This is a genomic window from Hydrocarboniphaga effusa AP103 (assembly GCF_000271305.1).
Lineage (GTDB): Bacteria > Pseudomonadota > Gammaproteobacteria > Nevskiales > Nevskiaceae > Hydrocarboniphaga > Hydrocarboniphaga effusa.
Window position 1 is genome coordinate 621875 of record NZ_AKGD01000003.1, and the last position, 24903, is coordinate 646777.

General features: G+C 65.2%; 23 protein-coding genes. 21 read left to right on the top strand and 2 right to left on the bottom strand.

Annotated elements, in window-relative coordinates:
• Positions 1-261 precede the first annotated feature (261 nt).
• From WQQ_RS25135 to WQQ_RS19120, 15 genes are all read left to right on the top strand, one after another.
• Positions 262-891: an energy transducer TonB gene (locus tag WQQ_RS25135; protein ID WP_040454888.1), complete on the top strand. Its 630-nt coding sequence runs from the start codon at positions 262-264 to the stop codon at positions 889-891.
• Between the two features lie 36 nt (positions 892-927).
• On the top strand, positions 928-1794 hold the full coding sequence (locus WQQ_RS19055; RefSeq protein WP_007186895.1) for a MotA/TolQ/ExbB proton channel family protein: 867 nt from the start codon (positions 928-930) through the stop codon (positions 1792-1794).
• A 215-nt stretch (positions 1795-2009) separates the two neighbouring features.
• The gene (locus WQQ_RS19060; protein ID WP_007186896.1) at positions 2010-2438 is read left to right on the top strand and encodes an ExbD/TolR family protein; all 429 of its coding nucleotides are present in this window, start codon (positions 2010-2012) and stop codon (positions 2436-2438) included.
• Positions 2439-2585: 147 nt separating this feature from the next.
• Positions 2586-3020, top strand: a complete 435-nt coding sequence (locus tag WQQ_RS19065) for an ExbD/TolR family protein (RefSeq protein ID WP_007186897.1) — start codon at positions 2586-2588, stop codon at positions 3018-3020.
• 11 nt (positions 3021-3031) lie between these two features.
• Positions 3032-4261 carry a hypothetical protein gene (locus tag WQQ_RS19070; RefSeq protein ID WP_040455119.1) on the top strand — a complete coding sequence of 410 codons (1230 nt, stop codon included), beginning with the start codon at positions 3032-3034 and terminating at the stop codon, positions 4259-4261.
• A 90-nt stretch (positions 4262-4351) separates the two neighbouring features.
• On the top strand, positions 4352-5641 hold the full coding sequence (locus WQQ_RS19075) for a D-amino acid dehydrogenase (protein ID WP_007186899.1): 1290 nt from the start codon (positions 4352-4354) through the stop codon (positions 5639-5641).
• A 76-nt stretch (positions 5642-5717) separates the two neighbouring features.
• Complete coding sequence (locus WQQ_RS19080; protein WP_007186900.1) at positions 5718-6611, top strand: LysR family transcriptional regulator; 894 nt, start codon at positions 5718-5720, stop codon at positions 6609-6611.
• Between the two features lie 62 nt (positions 6612-6673).
• Positions 6674-7465 carry a cysteate racemase gene (gene cuyB / locus WQQ_RS19085; RefSeq protein ID WP_007186901.1) on the top strand — a complete coding sequence of 264 codons (792 nt, stop codon included), beginning with the start codon at positions 6674-6676 and terminating at the stop codon, positions 7463-7465.
• A 95-nt stretch (positions 7466-7560) separates the two neighbouring features.
• Complete coding sequence (locus WQQ_RS19090) at positions 7561-8520, top strand: aldo/keto reductase (protein WP_007186902.1); 960 nt, start codon at positions 7561-7563, stop codon at positions 8518-8520.
• Positions 8517-9401 (top strand): class A beta-lactamase, encoded by an 885-nt coding sequence (gene bla / locus WQQ_RS19095; protein WP_007186903.1) that lies wholly within the window; start codon positions 8517-8519, stop codon positions 9399-9401. Before WQQ_RS19090 ends, bla begins: the two co-directional genes overlap by 4 nt.
• Before the next feature lie 70 nt (positions 9402-9471).
• Complete coding sequence (locus tag WQQ_RS19100; RefSeq protein ID WP_007186904.1) at positions 9472-10266, top strand: outer membrane lipoprotein-sorting protein; 795 nt, start codon at positions 9472-9474, stop codon at positions 10264-10266.
• 12 nt (positions 10267-10278) lie between these two features.
• Positions 10279-13053: an MMPL family transporter gene (locus WQQ_RS19105; RefSeq protein WP_007186905.1), complete on the top strand. Its 2775-nt coding sequence runs from the start codon at positions 10279-10281 to the stop codon at positions 13051-13053.
• 12 nt (positions 13054-13065) lie between these two features.
• Positions 13066-13920 carry an SDR family oxidoreductase gene (locus WQQ_RS19110; RefSeq protein ID WP_007186906.1) on the top strand — a complete coding sequence of 285 codons (855 nt, stop codon included), beginning with the start codon at positions 13066-13068 and terminating at the stop codon, positions 13918-13920.
• Between the two features lie 13 nt (positions 13921-13933).
• Positions 13934-14443 (top strand): transcription elongation factor GreB, encoded by a 510-nt coding sequence (gene greB, locus WQQ_RS19115; RefSeq protein WP_007186907.1) that lies wholly within the window; start codon positions 13934-13936, stop codon positions 14441-14443.
• A 121-nt stretch (positions 14444-14564) separates the two neighbouring features.
• Positions 14565-15080, top strand: a complete 516-nt coding sequence (locus WQQ_RS19120; protein ID WP_040454889.1) for a CC0125/CC1285 family lipoprotein — start codon at positions 14565-14567, stop codon at positions 15078-15080.
• 66 nt (positions 15081-15146) lie between these two features.
• Here the strand turns inward: WQQ_RS19120 and WQQ_RS23310 are convergent, their stop codons facing one another.
• Both WQQ_RS23310 and WQQ_RS19130 read right to left on the bottom strand, forming a co-directional pair.
• A complete protein-coding gene (locus tag WQQ_RS23310) occupies positions 15147-17876 on the bottom strand; it encodes a protein kinase domain-containing protein (RefSeq protein WP_007186909.1) in 2730 nt (909 codons plus the stop codon).
• Between the two features lie 16 nt (positions 17877-17892).
• The gene (locus WQQ_RS19130) at positions 17893-18255 is read right to left on the bottom strand and encodes a rhodanese-like domain-containing protein (protein WP_007186910.1); all 363 of its coding nucleotides are present in this window, start codon (positions 18253-18255) and stop codon (positions 17893-17895) included.
• Between the two features lie 232 nt (positions 18256-18487).
• Here WQQ_RS19130 and WQQ_RS19135 point away from each other — a divergent pair, with 232 nt between their 5' ends.
• From WQQ_RS19135 to WQQ_RS23315, 6 genes are read left to right on the top strand one after another with little or no spacing between them, the layout of a single operon-like run.
• Positions 18488-19228 carry a DUF3450 domain-containing protein gene (locus tag WQQ_RS19135; protein WP_192812999.1) on the top strand — a complete coding sequence of 247 codons (741 nt, stop codon included), beginning with the start codon at positions 18488-18490 and terminating at the stop codon, positions 19226-19228.
• Positions 19225-20637: a MotA/TolQ/ExbB proton channel family protein gene (locus WQQ_RS19140; protein ID WP_007186912.1), complete on the top strand. Its 1413-nt coding sequence runs from the start codon at positions 19225-19227 to the stop codon at positions 20635-20637. The genes WQQ_RS19135 and WQQ_RS19140 overlap by 4 nt, the downstream gene beginning before the upstream one ends.
• Entirely contained in the window at positions 20624-21160 is a 537-nt protein-coding gene (locus WQQ_RS19145; RefSeq protein WP_007186913.1) for a MotA/TolQ/ExbB proton channel family protein, read from the top strand. Before WQQ_RS19140 ends, WQQ_RS19145 begins: the two co-directional genes overlap by 14 nt.
• The gene (locus WQQ_RS19150; RefSeq protein WP_007186914.1) at positions 21157-21561 is read left to right on the top strand and encodes an ExbD/TolR family protein; all 405 of its coding nucleotides are present in this window, start codon (positions 21157-21159) and stop codon (positions 21559-21561) included. Before WQQ_RS19145 ends, WQQ_RS19150 begins: the two co-directional genes overlap by 4 nt.
• A gap of 19 nt (positions 21562-21580) precedes the next feature.
• Positions 21581-22321, top strand: a complete 741-nt coding sequence (locus WQQ_RS19155; RefSeq protein ID WP_007186915.1) for an energy transducer TonB — start codon at positions 21581-21583, stop codon at positions 22319-22321.
• 3 nt (positions 22322-22324) lie between these two features.
• Positions 22325-24895 carry a DUF1329 domain-containing protein gene (locus WQQ_RS23315; protein ID WP_007186916.1) on the top strand — a complete coding sequence of 857 codons (2571 nt, stop codon included), beginning with the start codon at positions 22325-22327 and terminating at the stop codon, positions 24893-24895.
• The last annotated feature ends 8 nt before the right edge of the window (positions 24896-24903 follow it).

The window sequence follows — 24903 nt, forward strand, 5'->3', positions numbered from 1 at the left end:
ACTTCGAGTTATGTCGGCAGTCGATCAATTCATTTGATAGAGGGCTGCCGAAACCCTATCTTCTGGCTGTCACGATTCATTTGGCCCTGAGTGTGAAAGCACACATCAGAACCCGATTAAAATTTTTTCATCATTGCGATTTATGTGATCCATCCAAAAAACAGCGGAAGAAATAACAGAGCCCACCCGTAGGAGCGGCGACGGCTTGTGAAGCACCTTTGGGAAAGCACTCTTCGCTTTCCGCCATGCAGGAGTTAAATGATGGAATTTGGCAAACGCCAAGACCCCAAGAAGCGGTTGTACGGCATCGTGGGCGTGGTGCTTTTTCACGTTTTGCTGGTTTGGGGTCTCGTGTCGGGTCTGGCTCGCAAGGCGATCGAAGTGCTGCCGTCGCCGATCGAAACCCAGATCCTCGAAGACGATGTTCCGCAAGAGGAGCCGCCACCGCCGCCGCCTCCGCCGGATCTCGACATTCCGCCGCCGCCGTTCGTGCCCCCGCCTGAAATCAATATCGCGACGCCACCGCCGCCGTCACAGAACACGCTGTCCGCTGTGTCGACGACGCCGCCTCCGCCGGCCCCGCCGCCGGTCGCCGCCCCCAAGCCCGCTGTTCGCGTTGCGCCCGTCGTCAAGGCCAGCGCCTGCCGTCAGCCGGAATATCCGCCGGTCTCGGAGCGCCTGGGTGAAGCCGGAACCGTGGTGCTGCAGATGCTGGTGGGCGTCGACGGCAAGGTGACCGAGAGCCGGATCGAGACGAGCAGCGGTTTCGAACGTCTCGACAAGGCTGCTCAGCAGGCGCTGTCGCGCTGCCGGTTCACGCCGGGCTCCGTCGACGGCAAACCCGAGCCGAGCTGGGCCCCGCTCAAGTACACGTTCAAGCCGCAGTCCTGACACGCAGTCCTGATTCCTATCATTTGGAGATATTCGATGTTGTTCAAAGCCTCTCTCAAGGCGCTGATCCTGAGCGCCACCGTGTTGCTGCCGACGGCGCTGATGGCGCAGGACGCTCCCGCCGAAGCTCCGGCCACCGAAGCGCCTGCCGAAACGGCCGCTCCGGCGCCGGTCGCTGCCGAAACCGCCGCTCCTGCCGAAGCTCCGGCCGCCGGTGACAAGGAGACCATCGCCGTCGAGAACCCTTATGGGATCGGCGCGCTGTGGGCGCAGGGCGACTTCGTCGCCAAGGGTGTTCTGGTGCTGATGCTGATCATGTCGGGTGCGACCTGGTACATCATGATCGTCAAGCTCATCGACCAGACCAAGCTGTTCAAGCAGGCCAAGGAAGCCAACGCCACGTTCTGGACCAGCAAGTCGGTCGCCGAAGGTCTCTCCAAGGTCAAGACGGGCACGCCATTCTGGTACATCGCCGATCGTGGCGTCGCCGCGAGCCAGCATCACGAAGGTACGCTGGTCGAGCAGATCGACCTGTCGAGCTGGGTGACGATGAGCATCAATCGCGCGGTCGACGAAATCCAGAGCAAGCTGCAGGGCGGCCTCGCCGTGCTCGCCACCGTGGGTTCGACCGCTCCGTTCGTGGGCCTGTTCGGCACGGTCTGGGGCATCTACCACGCGCTGACGGCCATCGGCATCAGCGGCCAGGCCTCGATCGACAAGGTCGCCGGTCCGGTCGGTGAAGCGCTGATCATGACCGCCATCGGTCTGGCGGTCGCCGTGCCGGCGGTCATGGGCTACAACTGGCTGGTTCGCCGCAACAAGGCGGGCATGGAGACGGTGCGCAGCTTCAGCGCGGACCTGCACTCGGTCCTGCTGTCCGGCACCCGCGTCGGCAACAAGTAAGGTCCCAGGTTGTGAAGGGCAAGATACGCGAGGCGAGTTTCACTCTCCCCACGTCTCAAACGGCTTGTCCTTCACTTTTTATCCGGGAACCGGAACTCGGGAATCGGGAGTGAAGGGTCGGGAATCGTAAAAGCCAATGAACGGCTGCGCGATCCCGCTTCAACGATTCCCAAGGCCCCATTCCAGATTCCCCAAAAGTTCGGAGAACTTTTCCGATGGCGATGCAAGTAGGTGGAGACGACGAAGGCGAAGACGCCGTTGTCTCCGCGATCAATACCACGCCGCTGGTGGACGTGATGCTGGTGCTGCTGATCATCTTTTTGATCACGATTCCGGTGGTGACGCAGACGGTGCCGGTGAAGCTGCCGAACGAGCGCAACCAGGCGCTGCAGACCAAGCCCGAGAACATCGTGATTGCGATCGACAAGGACGGGAACATGTACTGGAACGTCTCGCGCGTTGCAGACACGAACGCCTTGTTCGAGAAGCTGAAGGTGGAAGCGGTGAAGGTGCCGCAGCCGGAAGTTCACATTCGCGGCGATCAGACGAGTCGCTACCAGGCTGTTGGGCAAGTGATGGTGACTTGCCAGCGCGCGGGTATCGCGAAAGTCGGGTTCATTCTCGAACCGCCGCCGAGAGGCTAAGCAACAAGATTGTGCGAAGCACCGGGAGAGGGGCTGATCGGAAAGTGCGCTCACTTTTCAGACGAACCCTCTCTCCCCTTGCTCACGCAAGGGACTCTCTCCCGCAAGCGGGAGAGAGGACCAATCAAATCGAACGGAGCAATCCCAATGGGTATGAACGTAGGAAGCGGCGGTGGCTCCGGTGATCCGGAAGTCGTTGTCGACGTCAACACCACGCCGCTGATCGACGTGATGCTGGTGCTGCTGGTGATGCTGATCATCACGATCCCGATCCAGACGCACGCGGTGAAGCTGGACATGCCGCAGGCGAACAGCCCGCCGTCGGATGCGCCGCCGCCGCCGGCAGTGGACCTGGAGATCGACTTCGACGGCACGATCCTGTGGAACGGCTCGCCGATGGACCGCGGCACGCTCGAAGCGAACTTCCGTCGTGAAGGTCATGCCGATGCAGCGGCCCAGAGCGAGTTCCACATTCGTCCGAACAAGCTCGTGGAATACAAGTACGTTGCGGGTGTCCTGGCCAGCGCACAGCGCAACGGCGTGACCAAGATCGGCATCGTCGGCAACGAACAATTCATGTGAGCCTGATGACCATGAAAACGCACTCCAACCGTATTCGCCTGTCGGCTTTTGTATTCCTGCTGGCCGTCCAGGCGCCTTTTATCGGCTCGGCGTTCGCCGCCGAGAAGCAGAGCCTGCGCGCCGAAGTCGGCGCTCCGCTGCAGGAGGCGCAAAAAGCGCTGCAGGCCAAGGATTACAAGGGCGCGCTGGCCAAGATCAACGCGGCGGAAGCCGTCGGCAAGCTGACCTCGTACGAGTCGTACATCATCAACAGCCTCAAGGCTTCGGCCGCGCTCGGCGGTGGTGATTACAAGACCGCGCTGACGGCCTTCGAACAAGTGCTCGAATCGCCCGAGCTTCCGCCCGCCGAGAAGCTGCAGAAGTACGATGCCTATGTGAAGATCGCGTACGCCAGCAAGGACTACAACAAGACTGCCGAAGCCATCGAGAAGTACAAGGCCGCTGGCGGCAGCAACGCCGAAACGCTCGGCCTGTACGTTCAGAGCCTGTACCTTGCCGGCAAGTACAAGGAAGCCGGCGTCGAACTCGCGAGCCAGATCAAGTCGCTGGAGGCGGCGGGCAAGCGCCCGACCGATACGCAGCTGCAATTGCTCGCCTCGTGCGCGCTCAAGCAGAACGACATGGTTGCGTACACGGCGGCACTCGAAAAGATCGTCACCTATACGCCCAAGCCCGACTACTGGCTCGATCTGACGCTGCGCACGAGCAACAAACCGGGCTTCTCGCCGAATCTCACGCTCGACGTCTATCGCTTGCGCAAGCGCACCGAAACGCTGCAGAAGACCGGCGATTACATGGAGGCCGCGCAGCTCGCTCTGCAGGCCGGTTTCCCGGGCGAAGCGCAGGCTTTCGTCGATGAGGGCTATGCCAAGAAGCTGCTCGGAGAAGGCGCGGACGCTTCGCGTCACCAGCGCCTGAAGGATCTCGTCGCCAAGAAGCTCGCCGACGACAAGGCCACGCTCGCGGAAGGCGAGAAGGCCGCTGCCGCGCAGGCCACGGGCGATGCGCTCGTCGCGACGGGTTTCAATCTCGTCGCCTACGGTGATTTCGACAAGGGCATCGCGCTGATGGAGCAGGGCATCGCCAAGGGCGGGCTCAAATCAGCCGATCAGGCCAAGCTGCATCTGGGCTATGCTCAGTTGCTCGCGGGCAAGAAGACCGAAGCCAAGAAGACGCTTGCCGAAGTCAAGGCCACCGACGGCAGCGCCGACATGGCGCGCCTGTACACGCTGGCTGGCTGAAGAGGAGCGGTTTTCAAGAAAAACCTCTGAGTCGGCCGCTGCGTTTCCGCTCGCTACGCCGATCACCGCAGACTCAGAGGTTTTTGCCGGATGAAGATCATCGTCATGGGGGCGGGAGTCCTCGGTGTGACTTCCGCCTGGTATCTGTCCAAGGCGGGACACGAAGTCGTGGTGCTCGATCGCAATGCGGGCCCTGCGCGCGAAACCAGCTTCGGCAATGGTGGGCAGATATCCGTCAGCCATGCCGAACCCTGGGCCAACCCGAGCGCGCCGCTGAAGTTGCTGCGCTGGCTCGGCAAGGAAGATGCGCCCTTGCTGTTCCGGTTTCGAGCCGATCCGTCGCAATGGGCTTGGGGTTTGAAATTTCTGCGTGAATGCGGCGCCGCCAGGACACGGCGCAACATGGCGCAGCTGGTTCGACTGGGCACCTACAGTCGAGAAAGCCTGCAGGCGCTCAGAGCGGAAACCGGCCTCGAATACGAGCATCTCGAACGCGGCATCCTGCACTACTACACCGGTGCGAAGGAATTCGACGCAGCGCTCGCCGCGGCTCGCGTCATGCGCGAACTCGGTTGCGAGCGGCGCGTGATCGACAACGACGAGCTGCTGCGTATCGAGCCCGCCTTGGCACACATCCGCCCCAAGTTGGCCGGCGCGACCTACACGAGTGCGGACGAGTCCGGCGACGCGTATCTGTTCACCAATCGACTCGCTGCTTTGTGCGAACAGCGCGGTGTGCGATTTCGTTTCGGCGTCAGGCTGCAGCGCCTGCATCGGCAGGACGATCGACTGGTCGGCGTGGAATTGGCTGATGAGAACGGTGCTTACCAACTCGAACGGGCCGATGCCTACGTGATCGCGCTCGGAAGCTTCAGTCCGCAGCTCGCGAAGACCGCCGGTGTTTCGCTCGACATCTATCCGGTGAAGGGCTATTCGCTGACCTTGCCGATCGCCGATCCGGCCAAGGCGCCGACGATCAGCCTTACCGACGAAGCGCACAAGATCGTTTTCAGCCGTTTCGGCGATCGCCTGCGCATCGCGGGAACCGCTGAATTCAACGGCTATTCGATGCAACTCAACGCGGTGCGCTGCAAGGCACTGCTGGATCGCACGCTCGAAGTTTTTCCAGGCGTCGCAGAGCCTGAACATGCACGTTTTTGGACCGGGCTTCGCCCCGCGACACCGGGCAACGTGCCCTATGTTGGTCGCAGCGCGGTTCGCAATCTGTATCTCAACACCGGCCACGGAACGCTGGGTTGGACGCACGCCTGCGGCTCCGGGCGAGCCGTCGCGGAGATCGTCGACGGACGCGTGCCCGACTGCGATTTCGAGTTCATGGGCGTCGGACGAGGTTCGCAATCTGCGGTCGCGGCGACCTAGGGAAACACTCTTTCGCTCGCGGTCTGCTTCGGTAAGATCGTTTCATCGGACAGTTTCCGGTTTATGAGTAGGCGCCATGGATCTCAAGTGGTTGGAAGACTTCGTCAGCCTGGCCGAAACGCGCAGCTTTTCGCGTTCGGCCGAGGAACGTCACGTGACGCAGCCGGCGTTCAGCCGGCGCATACAGGCGCTCGAAATGTGGCTCGGTGCGCCGCTGATCGATCGCACCACGTATCCGACGACACTGACCGAATCGGGCCGGCGTTTTCGCGAAACCGCCGAGGAGATCATCCAGCTGCTCGGCACCGCGCGAGCCGACCTGACCGCGGAGAATCGCACGCGTCGTCGCAGCGTGAGCATGGCCGCGTTGCACACGCTCGCGCTGACGTTCTTCCCGCGCTGGTTCGGCAAGATCGAAGAAGCGACGGGCTCGATCGGCAGCCGCCTGCTCGCCGACGATTTCCACAATTGTCTGCAGGCGATCGCCGAGAACGGTTACGACTTCCTGCTCACGTATCACCATCCCTGTGCGCCGGTTACGCTCGATCCGTCCAAGTTTCCATACCTGGTCGTCGGCACCGATGCGCTCGTCGCAGTGCGCAGTCCGCGCTTGCCGGAGGAGTCGTCGCTGTTTCTCGATTACGCGAGCAACTCCTTCCTCGGTCGCGTCGCCACGTATGCGCAAGCGATGTCCGGCCTGGAGTCCGCCATCGTGCACACGAGCGAGAACGCGATGGCCGAAGCGCTCAAGTTCATGGCGCTCGAAGGACATGGTGCGGCCTGGCTTCCGCGCAGTCTCGTCAAAGTCGAGCTCGAACGCGGAGAACTGGTGACTTTCGGCGCGGAAACTGCGTTGGAGATTCGGCTTTATCGCGCATTGGAGCGTCGTCGGGGGGCCGTCGATGCGGTGTGGAATGCTGCTTCCGCGCTGGTTGCCAAACCTATGTTCGAGGCGCATAACCCAGGCTGAGAAGGCATTGGACCCTCTCTTGGCTCGAGCGCATCGTAGCGAGCCGAATGAGGAGATTGCTGATGCTGGGCGTGTTGGGTGGAATGGGGCCGGCTGCAACGGTCGACTTCATGGAAAAAGTGATCGACTGCACGGGCGCCGATACCGATCAGGAAAACATCCCGATGATCGTCTGCTCGGCCAGCAACATTCCCGATCGCACCGCTTACATCCTCGGCAACGGTCCGGACCCGCTACCCGACATGATCGTTGCCGTGCGCCGCCTCGAAGTTGCCGGCGCGACACGCATCGCCATTCCGTGCAACACCGCACACTACTGGCATGCAGCGCTGCAGGCGGTCACGTCGCTGCCGATCCTGCATATCGTCGAAGTGGTCTGCGACGTGCTCGAGCGCGAGCCGAATGCGAAGGCGCGCGGCCCGATCGGCATACTCGCGACTCACGGCACGCTCGCGGCGGGAATCTATTCGCAGCATCTGGCGGAGCGGGGATTCAGCAGCCTGCAGCCGCAGGGCGACGATCAGCACGAAGTCATGCGCGCGATCGGCCTGGTCAAGGCGGGTTGCACGGCCGAGGCCATCGAGCCGCTGATGCGCCAGGCGCAGAAGCTGTGGGACCGTGGCTGCAGTGTGGTGGTGATGGCCTGCACCGAAATTCCGATCGCGCTCGCGCATCGTCCCGAGGTGGCGCAAGGCCGCCTGCTCGATGCCACCGACGAGCTCGCCAAAGCCTGCGTTGCGATCTACAAGTCGGCTTTGGGCGAGAATGAGCCCGATGTGGAGTCGGGCGCACCCGGCGCTCCGGTGCCCACGCTTCATGGCGCTTCGATCTACGGCGGTACGCTGCAGGCCTGACGGCGGGCTCACCATCGTCGGACGTTCGCAGCCAAGGCCCGCTACCATGCGGGCCTTGTGCCGTCCGGCCACCGGGAAACTCGAGGAGACCGAAAATGGAAATGCGAGCGCTCGGCCGCAGTGGCCTGCAAGTCGCGCCGCTGGTTTTCGGCGGCAACGTGTTCGGCTGGACATGTGATCGCAAGACCAGCTTCGATCTGCTCGATGCTTTCGTCGATGCGGGCTTCAACGGCATCGACACCGCCGATTCGTATTCGTACTGGGTGCCCGGCAATCGCGGCGGCGAATCCGAAACCATCATCGGACAGTGGCTCAAGGCCCATCCGTCCAAGCGCGGCAAAGTGCTGCTGATGACCAAGGTCGGCATGAAGATGGGCGAGGGCTGCGTGGGCTTGTCCGCGCGCTGGATCGAGCGTGCGGTCGAAGATTCCTTGCGCAGGCTGCAGACCGACGTCATCGACCTGTACCAGTCGCACAAGCCCGATGCGGAAACGCCACACGAAGAAACGCTCGCCGCTTACGACAAGCTGCTCAAGGCCGGCAAGATTCGCGCGATCGGAGCCTCCAACCTCGATGCGCAACAGCTGGTCGCCTCGCTCGATGCCGCTGCCAGGCACGGCCTGCCTCGCTACGAGACGCTGCAGCCCGAATACAACCTCTATGATCGCGCCAGGTTCGACGGGCCTTTGCGTGATCTCGTGATGCGCGAGCAGATCGGCGTGATCACCTTCTACAGCCTCGCTTCGGGCTTCCTGTCGGGCAAGTATCGCTCGCAGGCCGATCTCGCCAAAAGCCTGCGCGGGCCGCGTGTCGCTCACTATCTCGATGCTCGCGGCCACCGGATTCTGGCGGCGCTCGATGCGGTGGCGCAGTCGCAAGGATCGGTGCCGGCCGAAGTCGCGCTGGCCTGGATCATCCAGCGAGAAGGCGTGACGGCGCCGATCGCCAGCGCCACCGACTTGAGCCAGCTCGACAGCCTGATCCGCTCGGTCCGGCTGCGCCTGACGGCAGACCAGATCGCCGCGCTCGACGCCGCGAGCGCGCCCGCGACATGAAGCGTCGACAGTTCGCGCGCGGCCTGGCCTTGGCCGGCTTCGCACTGTCGCCGCTGGCCGGCCTGGCCGCGCAGCGTCCGGTGCAGGGCGACGGCGATGGCGAGGCTTTGTGGCGCGGCATCGAGGACGAGGTCGGTGGCCGCTTCGGCGTGGCCGTGCTCGACACCGGCAGCGGTCGCCTGGCCGGGCATCGGCTCGATGAGCGCTTTCCGATGTGCAGCACTTTCAAGTGGGTCGCGGCCGCGCTGGTATTGCAGCGTGTCGATGCGGGCCAGGAGCAGCTTCAACGTCGCATCCGCTTCGGGCGCGAGGTGTTGCTGTCCCACTCGCCGGTGACCGAGCAGCACGTACGCGGCGACGGCATGACGCTCGCGGAGCTTTGCGCCGCCACGATCAGCGTCAGCGACAACGCGGCGGGCAATCTGCTGCTCGACAGCTTCGGCGGCCCGGCCGCGCTGACGCGCTACGTGCGCGGCCTCGGCGATTCCGTGACACGCCTGGATCGCAACGAGCCGACGCTCAACGAATCCCTTCCGGGCGATCCGCGCGACACCACCAGCCCACGCGCGATGGCCGGCCTGCTGCGAACGCTGTTGCTCGGCGATGCGCTGTCGGCTGCGAGTCGCGCGCAGTTGCGCCGCTGGATGGAGGCGACCCAGACCAGCGACCGCCGGCTCCGCGCCCGCTTGCCCGCAGGCTGGCGCCTGGCCAGCAAGACCGGCACCGGTCCGCGCGGCAGTACCAACGACATCGGCGTCTACTGGCCGCCCGGCGCTCGACCTCCGCTGGTGGTGGCGGTCTACCAGACCGGCTCCGCCGCTCCGCTGTCCGCGCTCGAAGCGGCGATCGCTGGCGTGGCGGCGCGAGTCACGGGCACCTGATCGGCGGTTCGAGATCGTCCGCGGCCAACCGGCTAAGCTGTCGCGCAAAAGCGGAGCGCCGGGGAGAGCGATGCGAGCATACGAGACGACCAAGGCCGCGCTGGCGGTCCTGACCATGCTGTTCGGAGGCGCGGCGTACGCGGCCGAGCCCAGCGTCGCCGAGATCGAAAGCTGCATGCGAGCCAATGTGCCGGCCGCGATGCAGGTGCGCGAGTTCAGCCTGAACTCGATCGACAGGAATGGCGGCGAGCGCAAGCTGCAGGGCCGGCTGTTCGCCGCGCGCGAGAACGGCCAGTTGCGCAGCATGATGAAGATCGAGATGCCGCTCGACCTGCGTGGAGCCGCGTACCTGCTGCGCGAAGGCAAGCCCGGCGAGCAGGACGCGATGTACGTGTTCCTGCCGGCGCTCAACAAGACCCGGCGCATCGTCGGCGGGACACAGGATGCGCCCTTGTTCGGCACCGACATCTCGTATGCCGACATCAAGCAGATCCACAGCGCCTTCGTCGGCGGTGCGATCGAACTCGAGAAGACCGAGGCCTACGAAAAACGCGAGAGCGTCGTGCTGATGCTGACGCCCGACGCGCAGCAGCAATCGCAATTCAGCGGTATCCGCAGCTGGGTCGATCGACAAAGCTGCGTGCCGCTCAAGGTGGAGTTCATCGGCGAACAGCAGGTGCGCAAGCGCTACACGGTCAGGCCGGCCGATCTCAAGCAGGCCGGGTCGCATTGGTATGCGAGCAAGGCGCTGATGGAGGACATCGGCGGCGGAACGCGCACGCAGATCGAACTCTCGGGCGTGAAGAGTCTCGACTCGCTGGCGAACAACTACTTCAACCCGCGCAGCTTCCAGCTCGCGAACTAGAAGACAAACGCCTTGCTGGAGCGCATCGCCGAACGCATTGCACGCTGGCCTTGGGTGCCGCTGCTGCTCGTGGCCATCATCACGGTTTTCGCCGCGCTTTCGTGTTTCGACGGGCACGGTCGGCTGCGGCTCGGCATCGACCCGTCGACCGAGAAGCTGCTGCCGGCCGACGACACCGATCGCCTCAATTACGAGCATCTGCGGCAGACCTTCGGCGATACCGATGCGGTGCTGCTCGCGGTGCGCTTCGATCCGGTCTGGACGCCCGAGAACCTCGCGGCGATCGCGCGGCTCAGCGATGCCCTCAAGCGACTGGGTGGCGTCGCCTCGGTGTTCTCGATCGCAACGGCGCCGAATCTGCTCGCCACGGGCGAAGAGATCGAAGTGGGCAGCTTCACCGAACAGGCCGCGGCCGATCCGCGGAGTGTCGGAGCGCTCGAGCAGGCCTTGAAGGCCAACCCGATCTATCGCGGCAGCCTGGTCTCCGACGACGGGCGCTACGCCGCTTTCGTGATCTCGTTCGATGGCGTCGACGAAACCCGCTTCCTGCACGAGCATTACGCCGATCGCATCCGACAGCTCGCGGCCGAGCAGACGCGCAGCGCCGAGATTCGGGTCACCGGCGCCCCGGTGATCCGCAGTGCCACGACCACCGCACTGATCGACACCCTGTCGTTCACCATCCCGACCATCTACGCATTGATCGTCGGCTTGCTGCTGTTCGCGTTCCGCTCGGTGCGCGCGACGCTCGCGGCGCTGGTCTGCGTGAGCACCGCGCTGGTGTGGACGCTCGCGAGCGCCGCCGCGCTCGGCATCCCGCTCAACGTCGTCACCGTGATAACGCCGCCGCTCGTGATCACGCTCGGTCTGGCCTACAACATTCACCTGCTGTCCGATTTTTTCGCCGAAGCCGCGCAGACGCCGGACGAGCGCCGCAAGCGCACGCAGCACGTGATGCGCGAACTCGCGGCCCCGCTGTTGCTTGCCACCGCGACGACGATCGCGGGCTTTCTAGCGCTGCTGTTCAACGCGCTGCCGGCGATCCAGCAGTTCGTCTGGCTGTCGGTGCTCGGCGTGGCGTATCTGTTCGTGCTGACGCTGTTCTTCATGCCGGCGATGCTCGCGGTGCTGCACTGCGGGCGTCGCGAGCATCGCCAGCTCGGTCAGCGGCTTGCGGAGCGCTTCGCTCCGATTCTCGCGCGCTTCGATACGCGCTGGCGCGGACGCATCATCCTGGTCGCGCTGATCATGGTGCCGTTCGACCTGTGGCTCGCCACCGGCATTCCGATCGGCACCGACTACGTCAAGGGCTTCGTCGCGGGCCATCCGGCGCGGCAGGATTACGAGGCGATCAACCGCATCTTCAACGGCGCGAATCTGGTGTCGGTGCATATCGACAGCCATCTCAACGATGCGCTGACGCAGCCCGAACTGCTGCACGCGATCGATGGCTTGCAGAGCTGGCTGCGCGAGCAGCCCGAAGTCGGGGCCGCGGTTTCGTACGTCGATCACGTCAAGCTCATCAACCAGAGCATGAGCGAAGGCGATGCGGCGGCCTATGCGATTCCCGACTCGGCCGCTGCGATCAAGCAGCTGCTGGTCTTCGGCGGAGGCGAGCAGATTCGCCGCTTCGTCGATCCGCGTTATCGCGAGGCACTGATCTCGGTTCGGCTCAACGTCAACGATTCGGCCGAGATCGCGCGCTTCGTCGAGCGCACCGAGCAGCGCCTGCGCGAGCTGCCGCCCGCGCTCAACGGCCAGCTGACCGGAAGCTCGGTGCTCGCGACGCGCACGGTCGAAGCGATCGGCAGCGGGCAATGGGTGTCGCTCGCGGCCGCGAGCTTCGTGATCTGGGCCTTGCTCGCCTTCATGTTCATGTCGCCTCGCGCCGGGCTCTGGGCCTTGCTGCCCAACCTGCTGCCGGTTGCGGTGTATTTCGGCCTGCTGCGGTTGCTGGATATTCCGCTGAACCCGACCAACAGCCTGATCGCGAGCATCGTGCTCGGCATCGCGGTCGACGACACCGTGCATTTTCTCGCGCGCTTCAACAGCCTGGCGCGCAGCCTCGGCAACGAACGCAAGGCGATGGAGGCGGCGCTCGCGCATTCGCTGCGGCCGACTTCGCTCAACACGCTCGCGCTGTGCGCGGGCCTGCTGATGTTCGCGGGCAGCGAGTTGCGCAGCCAGGTGCAGTTCGGCCTGCTCGCATCGTTCACGCTGTTCGTCGCCTGGGTGTCGGAGATCACGCTGACGCCGGCGCTGGCCACCAAGCTCAAGATCGTTACGCTCTGGGACGTTCTGCGAGTCGACCTCGGCCAGTCGCCGCAGCACACCATTCCGCTGCTGGCCGGGCTTTCGCTGCGGCAGGCGAGGGTATTCGCGCTCATTTCCAGGCTCGAGCGCCACAAGGCCGGCGCGACCGTGATCCGCCAGGGCGACCAGGCGCGCGACATGTACGTGATCGTCGACGGCGAGATCGAAGTCTGGATCGATCAGGCGAGCCAGAAAAAAGTCCTTGCCCGCTTGGGGCGAGGAACGGTGCTCGGAGAAGCGGGATACTTCGGCCAGCGGCGCACGGCCAATGTGCTGGCGGCGACGCCATTGCGCGTGCTGCGCTTCGACTCGCAGGATCTGGAACGCCTGCGCCGGCGTTATCCGCGTATCGCCGCCACCGTGTTCCGCAACCTGAACCGGGTCCAGGCCGAACGCCTCGCGCGCGCGACCGCGATGCTGCAGGACGGCGAGCCGCGGCCGAACCTAGAACCGAATTTGCCTACACCCACTTGAGGAGAGACGTACATGAGCACGAACGACAAGCCGTTGGCGGGAAAAACCTTGTTCATCACCGGCGGCAGCCGCGGCATCGGCCTGGCGATCGCCGAGCGCGCCGCGAAAGACGGCGCCAACGTGACGATCGCGGCCAAGACCGCCGAGGCGCATCCCAAGCTCGAAGGCACGATCCACACGGCCGTCGAGGCGATCGAGAAGGCCGGCGGCAAGGGCCTGGCCGTGCAGTGCGACATTCGCGACGAAGACCAGGTGCAGGCCGCGATCGCCAAGACCGTCGAGCGCTTCGGCGGCATCGACATTCTCGTCAACAACGCGAGCGCGATCTCGCTGACCGGCACGCTCGAAACCGACATGAAGAAGTACGACCTCATGAACGGCATCAACGCGCGTGGCACCTATCTGGTCGGGCGTGCCTGCATTCCGCATCTGAGGAAATCGGCCAACCCGCACATTCTCACGCTGTCTCCGCCGCTGGAGATGAAGACCAAGTGGTTCGCTCCGCATGTGGCGTACTCGATGGCCAAGTACGGCATGAGCCTGTGCACGCTCGGCTGGGCCGAGGAGTTTCGCCGTGACGGCATCGCCGCCAATTCGCTGTGGCCGCGCACGGCCATCGCCACCGCCGCGATCAACCTGATCGGCGGCGATGCGCTCATGAAGCAGTCGCGCACGCCCGAGATCATGGCCGACGCGGCGCACGTGATCCTGTCCAGGCCCAGCCGCGAATTCACGGGCAATTTCTGCATCGACGATCTGGTGCTGTTCGATGTCGGCGTGCGTGATTTCTCGCGCTATGCTGCGGTGCCGGGCAATACGAAGTTCATGGTCGACTTCTTCGTTCCCGACGATCTGCCCGAAGTCTGAAACAGAAAAACCGATGAGCCGCTGGCGTCCCCCGAACGAAAAATCCTCGCTGTACATCACGCCCGAAGGCTATGCGCGCCTGCGTGCCGAATACGAAGAGCTCTGGAGCCGGCGCCGGCCTGAAGTGGTCAAAGCCCTGGCCGCAGCGGCGGCCGAGGGCGATCGCTCCGAGAACGCCGAGTATCAGTACCGCAAGAAGGAACTGCGCGAGATCGACCGGCGCGTGCGCTACCTGCAGGTTCGGCTGCCGGATCTGAAAGTGGTCGAGCGCGTTCCCGACGAGACCTCGCGCGTGTTCTTCGGAGCGCGTGTCGAGGTCGCGGACGAAGCCGGCGACAGCCGGCACTATCGCGTCGTCGGGCCCGACGAGGTCGGGATAGCGCCGGGCGACATCAGCGTCGATTCGCCGCTCGCGCGAGCCTTGCTCGGCAAGGCCGAAGGCGATGTGTTCAAGGTGCTGCTGCCCGGCGGTGAATCCGAGATGGAGGTCGTGGCCGTAACGTATGGTCATGGCGGGCCATGATGGCGTAGCGGGCGCTAACTAAATTGCAGCTGAACCGAAACCCCGGGCAGCTTGGCGCTGTCAGATAATCGCCACATGGCACTTCCGCCACAGCGACGAAAAGCTTTCTCAGGAGTTCTCCATGCGTACCTTCTTCTCCGGCGCACTCACAACCAGCCTTGCCTTGGCGCTAGCGGCTTGCGCAACCGCGACGCCATATCAGCCGGTGGGCAAGAGCGGGAGCGGCTATGCCGAGCAGCGGCTCGAATCGAACCGCTACAAGATCACCTTCGCGGGCAATTCGATCACCCCGCGGCAGACGGTCGAGAACTACCTGCTGTACCGCTCGGCCGAGGTGACGCTGCAGAACGGCTACGACTACTTCGTGCTCGCCGACAACAACACCGATTCACAGACCAGCTATTCGCAGACCTTCGGCGGCGGTTTCGGCTCGTACTACTGGGGGCCCTGGGGCGGACCGGGTTGGGGCTGGGGAGGCAGCACGGGCACCTCGATTCCGCGTACGGAATACCAGGCCCAGGCCAACATTCTCGTGTTCAAGGGCGAGAAGCCGGCCAACGATCCCAAGGCGTTCAATGCGCACGAGGTCAAGGCCAATCTCGAGAGCGTGATCGTGAGGCCGCAGACCAAGGGCTGAGCGTGTTGCCATAAACCCCGGCTGCCTCAGGTAGCCGGGGTTTTATGTGTATGGGGTCAGCCGATGCTATGGCTTGACTGCAGAAAGACCTTGAGCTTTGCGCTGCTCGATCTCCAGAGCGTACTCGTGCGCCCGCTGGACGTAGCGGTGATCGGCTCCGAGCAGGGATTCGAGCCGTTCGCTCGCCTTGGACAGCAATGCTTGTGCCTCGGGGTACTGAGCCAGCATGGCTTGGCTGCGCGCCATCGCCAGATCGATGGCCCAGGGCAGGAAGTGCTCGTCGCCGAGCGCTCGATGGGCCAGTGCCGACATCGGTTTCTGCATTTCGAGCGCCTCGCTCCAGCGGCCGAGGTCTTGCAGGCTGCGGGCGATGTTGTGTGCGGTGGTCAGCGTTTCGCGGCGATCCTCGCCCAGCACCGCTTTCTGCGTCGTGTAGATCGCACGGTACAACACCAGCGCTGCATCGTGATCGCCCTTGTTCGCATACATCGTGGCCAGGTTGGCGCGCTGCTGCATGGCGTGGGAGTTCTGTTCACCGTAGCGCTCGACCAGCGCTTGGATGGCGAAGCTTTGCAGTTCGATGGCGCGGTCGAGCTGCCCCAAATGCTGCAGCGCGAGCGTCAGCTGGTTGATGGTGGCCAGCGTTTCCATGTGCGTCGGGCCATAGATGCGCTGCATATCGACGTAGAGCGGGGCGAGGATGGCCACGGCCTCCGCATCCTGGCCCTGCGTTGCCAGAGCGCCGCCCAGGTTGCGGCGAAGATTGGTGGTGTTGTTGGCGTAACGGCCTTTGACGCGCTCGAAGCGTGGCAAGGCTGCGCGGTAGACCTCGACGGCTTCCGGACGATTGAGTTCGCCGAGCAGATCGCCTCGAATGACGGCATAGCGCAGAGCGGCGTCAGAGTCGGGGTCGATATGGGCCAGCTCGGGCGCGAGCGCGTCGAGCTGGGCCAGGCCATCTTCGGCATGGCCTAGCACGCGTTCGAACTCGGCCAGGTAGACGCGGGTTTCGAAGGCGAGTTCAGGCATTTTCGCCCGTTCGACCTCGGCCAGCGCCTCGCGATAGAGCGCGCGGGATTCCTCGTAGCGATCGAGCTGCGACATCGCGTCGGCCAGTTGCACTTGGGCTTCCCACCGTGTTTTCAAGGCGTCCGCCGGAAGCAGCGTGAGCGCGCTGCGGAACTGCGTGATCGCTTGCTCGAACTGCGCCAGGCCAACGAACACCGTTCCCAAGGACATGCGCACGCGTGCTTCGAGCTGCGGTTGCTCCATGCCGGAGTCGATGCGTCGTGCCGCCGCTTCGACGACTTCGCGAACGCTGATGTCGCTGCGGTCGTTGCCGCGCGGATCGGCGGCTTCCAGCAGGTCGTGCTGCAGGAAATCGTTGACGGCTGCGGTCTCGGCCTGCGCGAGCCTGGCCTGATCGCGCGCCCGACGTGCATCGAGATAGAGCCATGTGCTCACGGCAAGGCCGATGGCCAGGATACCGACCGCTGCCATTTGCCAGCCGCGCCGGGCCTGGAGCCGATCGAGTTGCTGCTGCGCATACTCGGCCTGCACGCGAGCAGCTTCTTCGGCCGCCCTTTGAGCGCGTCGCTCGTCGAGTCCGCGCAGGCGCTGCGCCAGCGCGGCCGCATCGGCCAGCCGGTGCGCGGGATCGAGTTCGGCTGCGGCGGCGATGTCCTCGCGCAGCAGCGGGTCGGTGACATCGCGCTCCCAGCCCGGAGCGAGCGGGCGGCGAAGGTCGCCGACGATGAGCTGGAACAGCAGTACACCGAGCGCATAGACATCGCTCTTGAGCGTGGCCGGCTGGCCGGTGACGACTTCGGGCGCCAGATACAGCAGCGAGCCGGAGCCGCTGCTGGCCTCGTCGTCGCTGCGCGTGAGCCCGAGGCGGGTGATCGACAGGCTCTGCAGGCGCGTGTCGTCGATCAGCAGGCCGCTGCCGAAATCGGCGAGCCGGACCTGCGGCTCGCTGCCGGCTTCGACGATCAGCAGGTTCTGCGGCTTGACGTCCTTGTGCAGCACGCCGACCGCGTGCGCGGCCGCGAGCGCTTCGGCGGCCTGGGCCACCAGATCGATGCGCGTCTCGACGGGTGCCTGCGCGTTGGTGGCGAGCCAGCGCTCCAGGCTGCCGCCCGAGCACCACTCGGTTTCGATGAAGTAGGGGGCTTCCTGCAGGTTCCAGTCGAGCACCGGCACCACCGCCGCCTGGTCGCCGAGGCTTTCGATCAGCAGGCGTTGCAGCGTGATCTCGCGCTTGAGCGTCGACAGGCCGATGCCGTCGCCGGCGAACTTGAATACCCGGCGTTCGCGCGTCTTGTCGTGCACGGCGAGCCAGGTTTCGTTGCGCCCTTCGCCGAGCCGCTCGACGAGCTGCCAGTTGGGACGCAGCGGCGGGTTCTGCCCGGCCTGCAGATGCAGCGTCGGCGCCGATTGCGTCTTCACCGGCGTCAGCCGCTCGACCGGCGCGTCGAAGCGATAGCCGTAGCCGTGCACGGTGCGGATCAGCGTCTGCGAGCTGTCGCCCAGCGCCTTGCGCAGCAGCGAAATGGCGCGAGCGAGCACCGATTCGCTGAGCACGCGGCCGGGCCAGACGGCCTCCATGAGCTCGTCCTTGGTCAGCACTTCGCCCGGATGGCGCACGAACTGGCGCAGCAGCTCCAGCGCCTTGGCCTCGAGCGGCACGACATCGCCGAGATGCAGGATCTCGAGGCGAAACTCGTCGAGCTCGCTGTCGCCGAAGCGCCAGCGGGCGGGTTGCAGATTCGGATTGGCGGGCGCCGGAGACGTCATGGCGATCGGCGGCGGCTTACTCGACCGGCAGCAGATCCTTGAGCGCGCGCCAGCCGCCATCGACATTGACGACCTTGTCGTAGCCCATGCGCTTGAGGTTGTCGGCCGCCAGCGCCGAGCGCGAGCCGCCACCGCAATACAGGTAGAGCGGGGTGCTGCGATCCGGATACTTGGTTTCGATGTCGCGCTCGATCACGCCCTTGCCGATGTGCTCGGCGCCCTTCAGATGGCCGGCGGCGAATTCGCTTTCCTCGCGCGTATCGATGAGCTTGGCGCCCGGCGTGGCCGCGAGTTCGGCCGCCAGTTCGGTGGGGCGGATTTCGCGAACGCGGCTGCGGGCCTCGGCGACGAGGTCGGAAAACTTGAGAGGGCTGCTCATCGGGTGATCCTTGGCGTGGGGGCGGGGCTGGAATTCTAGCGGCAGCCAACACTTGCATGCGTTTCTCGGCCGCTGCGTATGCGTTGACAAGCCTGGACAGCAATAAGAATCTTGCCCGATTGCAGAGCCCGACGCGCCGGATGCATCACCGAAGAGCGCGATGAGGTGTGCGTCGAAGCGAGGAAGCGCAGTGTTGGCGAAACCCCGAGTGGCGGCTTGGTGCGGCGTTCTGGTGAGCTTGGCGATGGCCGCGCCGATGACGGCGGCCGGCGCCGATCCGGTCGGGCAGGCGATCAATGCGACGGTCGAGGCCAACCGCGGCGCCCGGGCCTCACAGTCGCGCATCGACGCGCTCGACGACCAGACCCGGCAGATGCTCGAACGCTATCGGGCCGCCACCTGGCAGTCGCAGCAGCTCAAGGTCTACGCCGAGCAGCTCGAAGAACTCGCCAGCGGCCAGGAGGCCGAGCGCGATTCGCTGCAGCGCCAGCTCGCCGAAGTGGATCGCACCGAGCGCGAGCTGCTGCCGCTGATGCTGCGCATGACGCAGGGGCTCGAATCCATCGTTGCCGAAGACCTGCCGTTTCTGCAGCAGGAGCGTCGCGATCGCATCGCCGGCATCAAGCGCCTGATGGCCGATCCGTCGGCGACCAACCCGGACAGGTTCAAGCGCATTCTCGAGGCCTACCAGATCGAGGCCGAATACGGCCGCACGCTCGGAGCCGAACGCACGCAGGTCGAGAACCGCTCGGTGGACGTGCTGCGCGTCGGCCGCACGGCGCTGTATTACCTGAGCATCGACGGCCGCGAGGCCGGCTGGTGGAATGCGGCGCAAAAGCGCTGGGACAGACTCGACGGCGGCGAGATCGCGCAGATTCGCCGTGGCCTGCGCATGGCGCGCGAAACGCTGGCGCCCGATCTGCTGCGTCTGCCCGTGCCGACGGCGGCGATGCATGCGGGAGCCCAGCCATGAGCCTGCGCAACGCAATGTTCGCTTTCGCGCTGTGCGGCCTGGGCATCGGCTCCGCGCTCGCGCAGAACGCGGCTCCGGCTCCGCAGGCGGCTCGGCCGGCGCAAGGCCTCGATCGACTGCTCGACCAGATTCGCGAAGGCTCGCAGCAGATGTCCAAGACCAATCAGGAGCGCGAGGCGCGCTTCCTGCGCGACAAGAACCAGCAGGCGCAGCTACTCGCCGAAGCCGAGGGCGCGCGCAACGCGGCCGATGCGCGGGCCAAGCAGGCCAAGGCGCGCTACGACGGCGCGCAGGCCGGCATCGCCGCGCTCAAGCAGCAGCTGCAGGGTCGCGTCGGCGACAGCGCGCAGATTTTCTCGGCGGTGTCCGATGCGGCCGGCGCGCTCAAGGCGCAGGCGCAGGATTCGCTCGTGACGCCGCAGCTTCCGACACGCAGCGCCGAGCTCGACCAGCTCGCTCAAGCCCGCGAATTGCCCGGCGTCGATCAGATCGAGAAGCTGTGGTTTCTGTATGCGCAGGAGATCGCCGAGAACGGCAAGGTCGCGCGCTTCAAGGCGCAGGTGTTCGACGACGCTGGCCAACCGCAGCAGGCCGAAGTCACGCGCATCGGCGCGTTCACTGCGTTCGCGGACGGACGCTATCTGGCGATCGAACCGGGCACCGGCCAGCTCACCGCGCTGCCGCGACAGCCATCAGATTTCACCGGCTTGATCCGCAGCTTCGGCAAGGACGCGGATGACCAGATCCGCGACATCCTCGTCGATCCTTCGCGCGGCGCGCTGCTGCGGCTCGCGGCCGAGCGGCCTGCGCTGTCCGAACGCATTCACCAGGCCGGAGCGGTCGGCTACGTGATCATCGCCATTGGCCTGGTCGGTGCGGCGCTCGCGATCCATCAGCTCGTCTATCTGCTGCTGGTCGGCCGGAAAGTCGGCGCGCAGCTGCGCGATCTGGGCAGGCCGCGCGACGACAATCCGCTCGGTCGTGTGCTCGGCTGCCTGCGCGGCGAATCGCCCGACAGCCTGCGCGCGCTCGACACCGAGGCGATCGAGACTCGACTGGCCGAAGCGGTGCTGCGCGAAACGCCCAAGCTCGAACGCTATCAGGCGCTGCTGCGCATGATCGTCGCGGCGGGCCCGCTGCTCGGCCTGCTCGGCACCGTGGTCGGCATGATCATGACCTTCCAGGTCATCACCGAACTCGGCTCCGGCGATCCCAAGGTGATGGCCGGCGGCATCTCGCACGCGATGGTCGCGACCGTGCTCGGCCTGCTGATCGCGATTCCGCTGCTGTTCGCGAACAGCTTCCTCGGCGCGCGTTCGCGCGTGCTCACGCAGATTCTCGACGAGCAGGCGGCCGGCATGCTCGCGCGTCAGCTCGAGGCGCGGCGCTCGCGCAATGCCGATGCTTGAATCGCTGCTCGTTCCGTATCGCCAGTTCGACGAGTTCCTCGATCTCGGCGGCTGGGTGGTGGGCTGGATCGTGCTCTGCGCGCTGGTGATGTGGACGCTGGTGCTCGAACGCAGCTGGTTTCTGCTGCGCATTTATCCGCAGCTGCGCAACGACTGCGTGCGGGAGTGGCGTGAACGTGAGGAGCGTACTTCCTGGACCGCGCAGCGCATTCGCACCGCGATGGTGTCCGAGTTGCGGCTGGCGATGGAAAGCGGCCTGCCGATCATTCGCGTGATGGTGCCGATGAGTCCCCTGCTCGGCTTGCTCGGCACCGTCGTCGGCATGCTGCAGGTCTTCGATGCGATGACGGCCGCGCGCAGCGCCGATACGCGTGCGATGGCCGATGGCATTTCGCACGCGATGATCGCGACGATGGCCGGGCTCGTCGTGAGCCTGCTCGGCCTGTTCTGCGCGCACCTGCTCGGCTCGCGCGTGAAGCTCGAAACCGCGAAGCTCAACGATCTGCTGGATGCGGCGCCATGAAGTTGCGCAGACGCAGCGAGACGCACGAAGAGTCGGCGATGGACCTGGCGCCGATGCTGGACTTCGTCATGAACCTGCTGATCTTCTTCATCATCGCGGCGGCCTTCGTGCACGAATCCGGCATCCGCGTGAACCGGCCCGCGGCCAAGACCGCCAAGCCCGAAGACAAGGGCAGCATCTTCGTCGCGGTGTCGGCGAACAATGAAATCTGGATCGATCGCGAGCACGTCGACATCCGTCGGCTGCGCGGCGAGATCGAGCGCATGAAGCGCGAGCGACCGAAAGCCGCGGTCGTCGTCCAGGCCGATCGCGACGCGCGCGCCGGCGTGCTCGTAGAAGTGATGGATCAGGCGCGCCTGGCGGGTGTCGCGGACGTCGCGATCGCGGCGACTCCGCAGTGATGCGATCGTCGGGCGGCGCATGCTGATCGAACATCGCTTGCCGGCTTCCGCGCGCAGGCGCTGGCTCTGGTTGCCGCCGCTGGCACTCGCGCTGACCTGGCTGCTGTTTCTCGCGCTGTATCAGGCGATACGTACGGACGAAGTCGCGATCGAGCCGAGTACGCTGATCGACGCGGTGCGCGTGGTTCAGACCCAGCGCAGCGAAGCCACGCCGCAGCAGGCGATGCGCGCGCTCGAATCGCCGCCGCCACCGCCGCCTTCGGCCCCGCCATCGCTCGCAGGCGGTGCGATGCCGACGCTGTCGCTGCCGGCGATGGCGGTGTCGCCGATCGAAGTGGGCAACATCGCGGTGCCGCTCGGAACCACGATCGGCGGCGGGCCTGGCCTGGGCTCCGGAAGCTTCGGCGGCTTTGCGCGTGGCGGCGGAGGAGGCGGCGGTTCGGGCGGGGCGGGTGGCGGCAACTACAGCGGCGGCAAGTGGAAAGGCAAGCCGCTGGTTCCGATTTCGACCGCGCGTCCGCAGATGCCCGAGTGGGCCTGCAAGCAGAAGATCGCGGGTTGGGTCGAAGCGGTTTTCACGATCACCGCCAATGGGCACGTGCGCGACGTGAAGATCGCGGATGCCGATCCCAAGGGCGTCTACGAAGCCGCCGCGATCGAAAGCATTTCGAACTGGCTCTACGAACCCACGGGCGCGAACCTCGAAATTCGCCAGCGCGTGCCGATGGACCCGGCCGACTGCGCGTTCAACTGGCGCTGAGCGATGAGCTCGCTCGACAGAGTCGTCGCCTGCGTCGCCTTGCTGTGCGTTTGTATCGTCGCGAGTGCCGAGCAATACAAGAGTGAAGTGCGCGAGCTGCCGAGCAACGCGGCCGACTCCAAGCCGGTCGATACGAAAACGCTGCTCAAGCAGACCACCGATCCGTACGGCAAGGCGCTGCTGCTGCGCGACCTGGCCGCACAGGCCGCGCAGAAGAAGGACTACAAGCAGGCCGCGCAATTGCTCGAGCAGGCCATCGCGCAGAAGTCGCTGTCCGGCCCGGCCGAAACCGCCATGCGCCAGGATCTCGCGCAGCTGTACATGGCGACCGGCGACACCAAGCAGATGGTTCCGCAACTCGAAGCGCAGGTGAAGAGCGGCAAGGCTTCGCCCGAAGCCTACGTCGCGCTCGGCGCGGCCTATGTCGAGCAGAAGCGCTACGCCGACGCGGTGCCGCTGCTCGAAAAAGGTGTGCGCGCGGTCAAGCAGCCCGATCCGAGCTGGAAGCAGGCGTTGCTCGCCGCGTATCTCGGCGCGGGCAAGGACAAGGAAGCCCTGCCGCTGCTCGAAGAGGCCGTGCGTCGCAGCCCGGCGCAGCGCGAGCTGTGGATTCAGCTCGCGGCCGTGAGCCTCAAGGCCGGCGACAAGGAAAAGGCGCAGGCCGTGCTCGAGCTCGCGAGCCGGCTCGGCCATTTGCGCGACGACAACGATCGCCTTCGCCTGGTCACGCTGACCGGGCAAATTGGTGCTCCTTTCGAAGCGGCTTCGCTGCTCAAGGGCTGGATCGCGGGCAGGCAACTGCCGGACAACGCCGAGAATCGCAAGCTGCTTGCGACGCTCTGGCTCGCGGCCCGCGAAAAGAAACTCGCGCTCGACGCGATCGACCAGGCGCTCGCGGTGGCGCCGAGCAGTGACTTGCTGCAACAGAAGGCGCAGCTGCACATGGAGCGCGAGGAATATCCGCAAGCGATCGCGGTGCTCGAGAAGCTCACGGCCGGCAACGCCAGGTCCGGATCGCTGTGGCTCACGCTCGGCATGGCGCGCTATCAGCAGGCCGATGTCGATGGCGCGCTCCTCGCGTTTCGCCAGGCCCAGGGATACACGCCGAATCGCAAGCTCGCCGACGAGTGGGTGAAGTATCTGGAATCGGGCAGGGCGCGCGAGCAGGCGATGATCGCGCTCGAGCAGACGCGGCAGCGCAAGCAGGAGGAATCGGTCGAAACGAGCGATCGGCTGCTCGGCGATTCGGTTGCGGTCGGCAATGCGGAAGGCGCGGCGGCGCCTGTCGCAGCGGCTACGCGCAGTAGTGGCGCGCTGACGCCGGTTGGCGCCCAGCGCGAGGGCAACGCGGCCGGCACGATTCCGGCCTGGACCGGCGGCATCCAGCGCTCGCAATGGCCGGCGGGTTTCGCAGCGGGCCAAAGGCTCAAGGATGTCTACGCTCAGGACAAGCCGCTGTTCACGATCACTGCCGCGAACGCGGCGCAATACGCGAACCAGCTGTCCGCCGGTCATCGGGCGTTGCTGCGCAGGAGCGGCTATGCGATGCCGGTGTATCCGTCGCGGCGCAGCGTCGCGTATCCGCAGGCGATCTACGAGGCGAGCCAGGCCAACATCGGCCGCGCCGCCTTGACGGGAACCGATTCGCTGCAAGGCGCCCGGTTGGGCGTGCCGTTCCCGAAGCCGGACAGCGGCGTGAAGATCATGTGGAATCATCGGACGCGCTATCGCGGTAACACGATGCAGGCGCAGAGCTCGCAAGCCGTGGTGCAGAAAGACGGCAGCGCGACCTGGCTCAAGCAGATGGAGCGCGTGCTGTATCGCTATGCCAACACCGATGATCCGATCGACCTGTCGCAACGCAATATCCTGCTGTATTACCTGAGCGCATTCGGACGCAGCCTCAACCGGCTCGACTTCGTCGCGCTCGTGCACGAGACCGCGAACGCCACGCAGAACGGTCGCAACGTCTGGGCGCTGCCGCTCGACATCGGCAAGCTGTTCCGCATTCCGCCAGTGGGCTACGACCAGCCGTTTCCGGGCTCGGAAGGCCTGTACTTCGTCGACATGGTCGACATGTACAACGGCGGTTTCGACCGCTATGTCTGGAAGCTGCAGGGCAAGCGCGAACTGTATGTGCCGTACAACAACTATCGCATCGGTGACGGACGCTTTCGCTATGCGCAGCTGGTCAAGCCGGGTTACCTGAATCCGGAAGCAACCCGCTACGAACTGCACCGGGTCTGGGTCATCGAGGCGACCGAGCGCGGCGGCAAGAAGCACAGCTTCGGCAAGCGCGTGTTCTACGTGGACGAAGACAGCTGGAACGTCGTGCTCGTCGAGAACTACGAGCACGACGATCAGACGCTATGGCGGTTTCAGGAAGGCCACTTGCTGTCCCTCTACGATTCACTGTCCGCGAATTGCGCGCCCGTGGTGACTTACGACTTCAAGGACGGGCGCTATTTCATCAATCGACTGACGGCGGAAGACGCACCGGCACAATTCAATGTGCCGATGCGAGAGCAGGATTTCACGCCGGACGCCGTGCGTACACGCTACAACCGTCGCTAGGCTTCCGA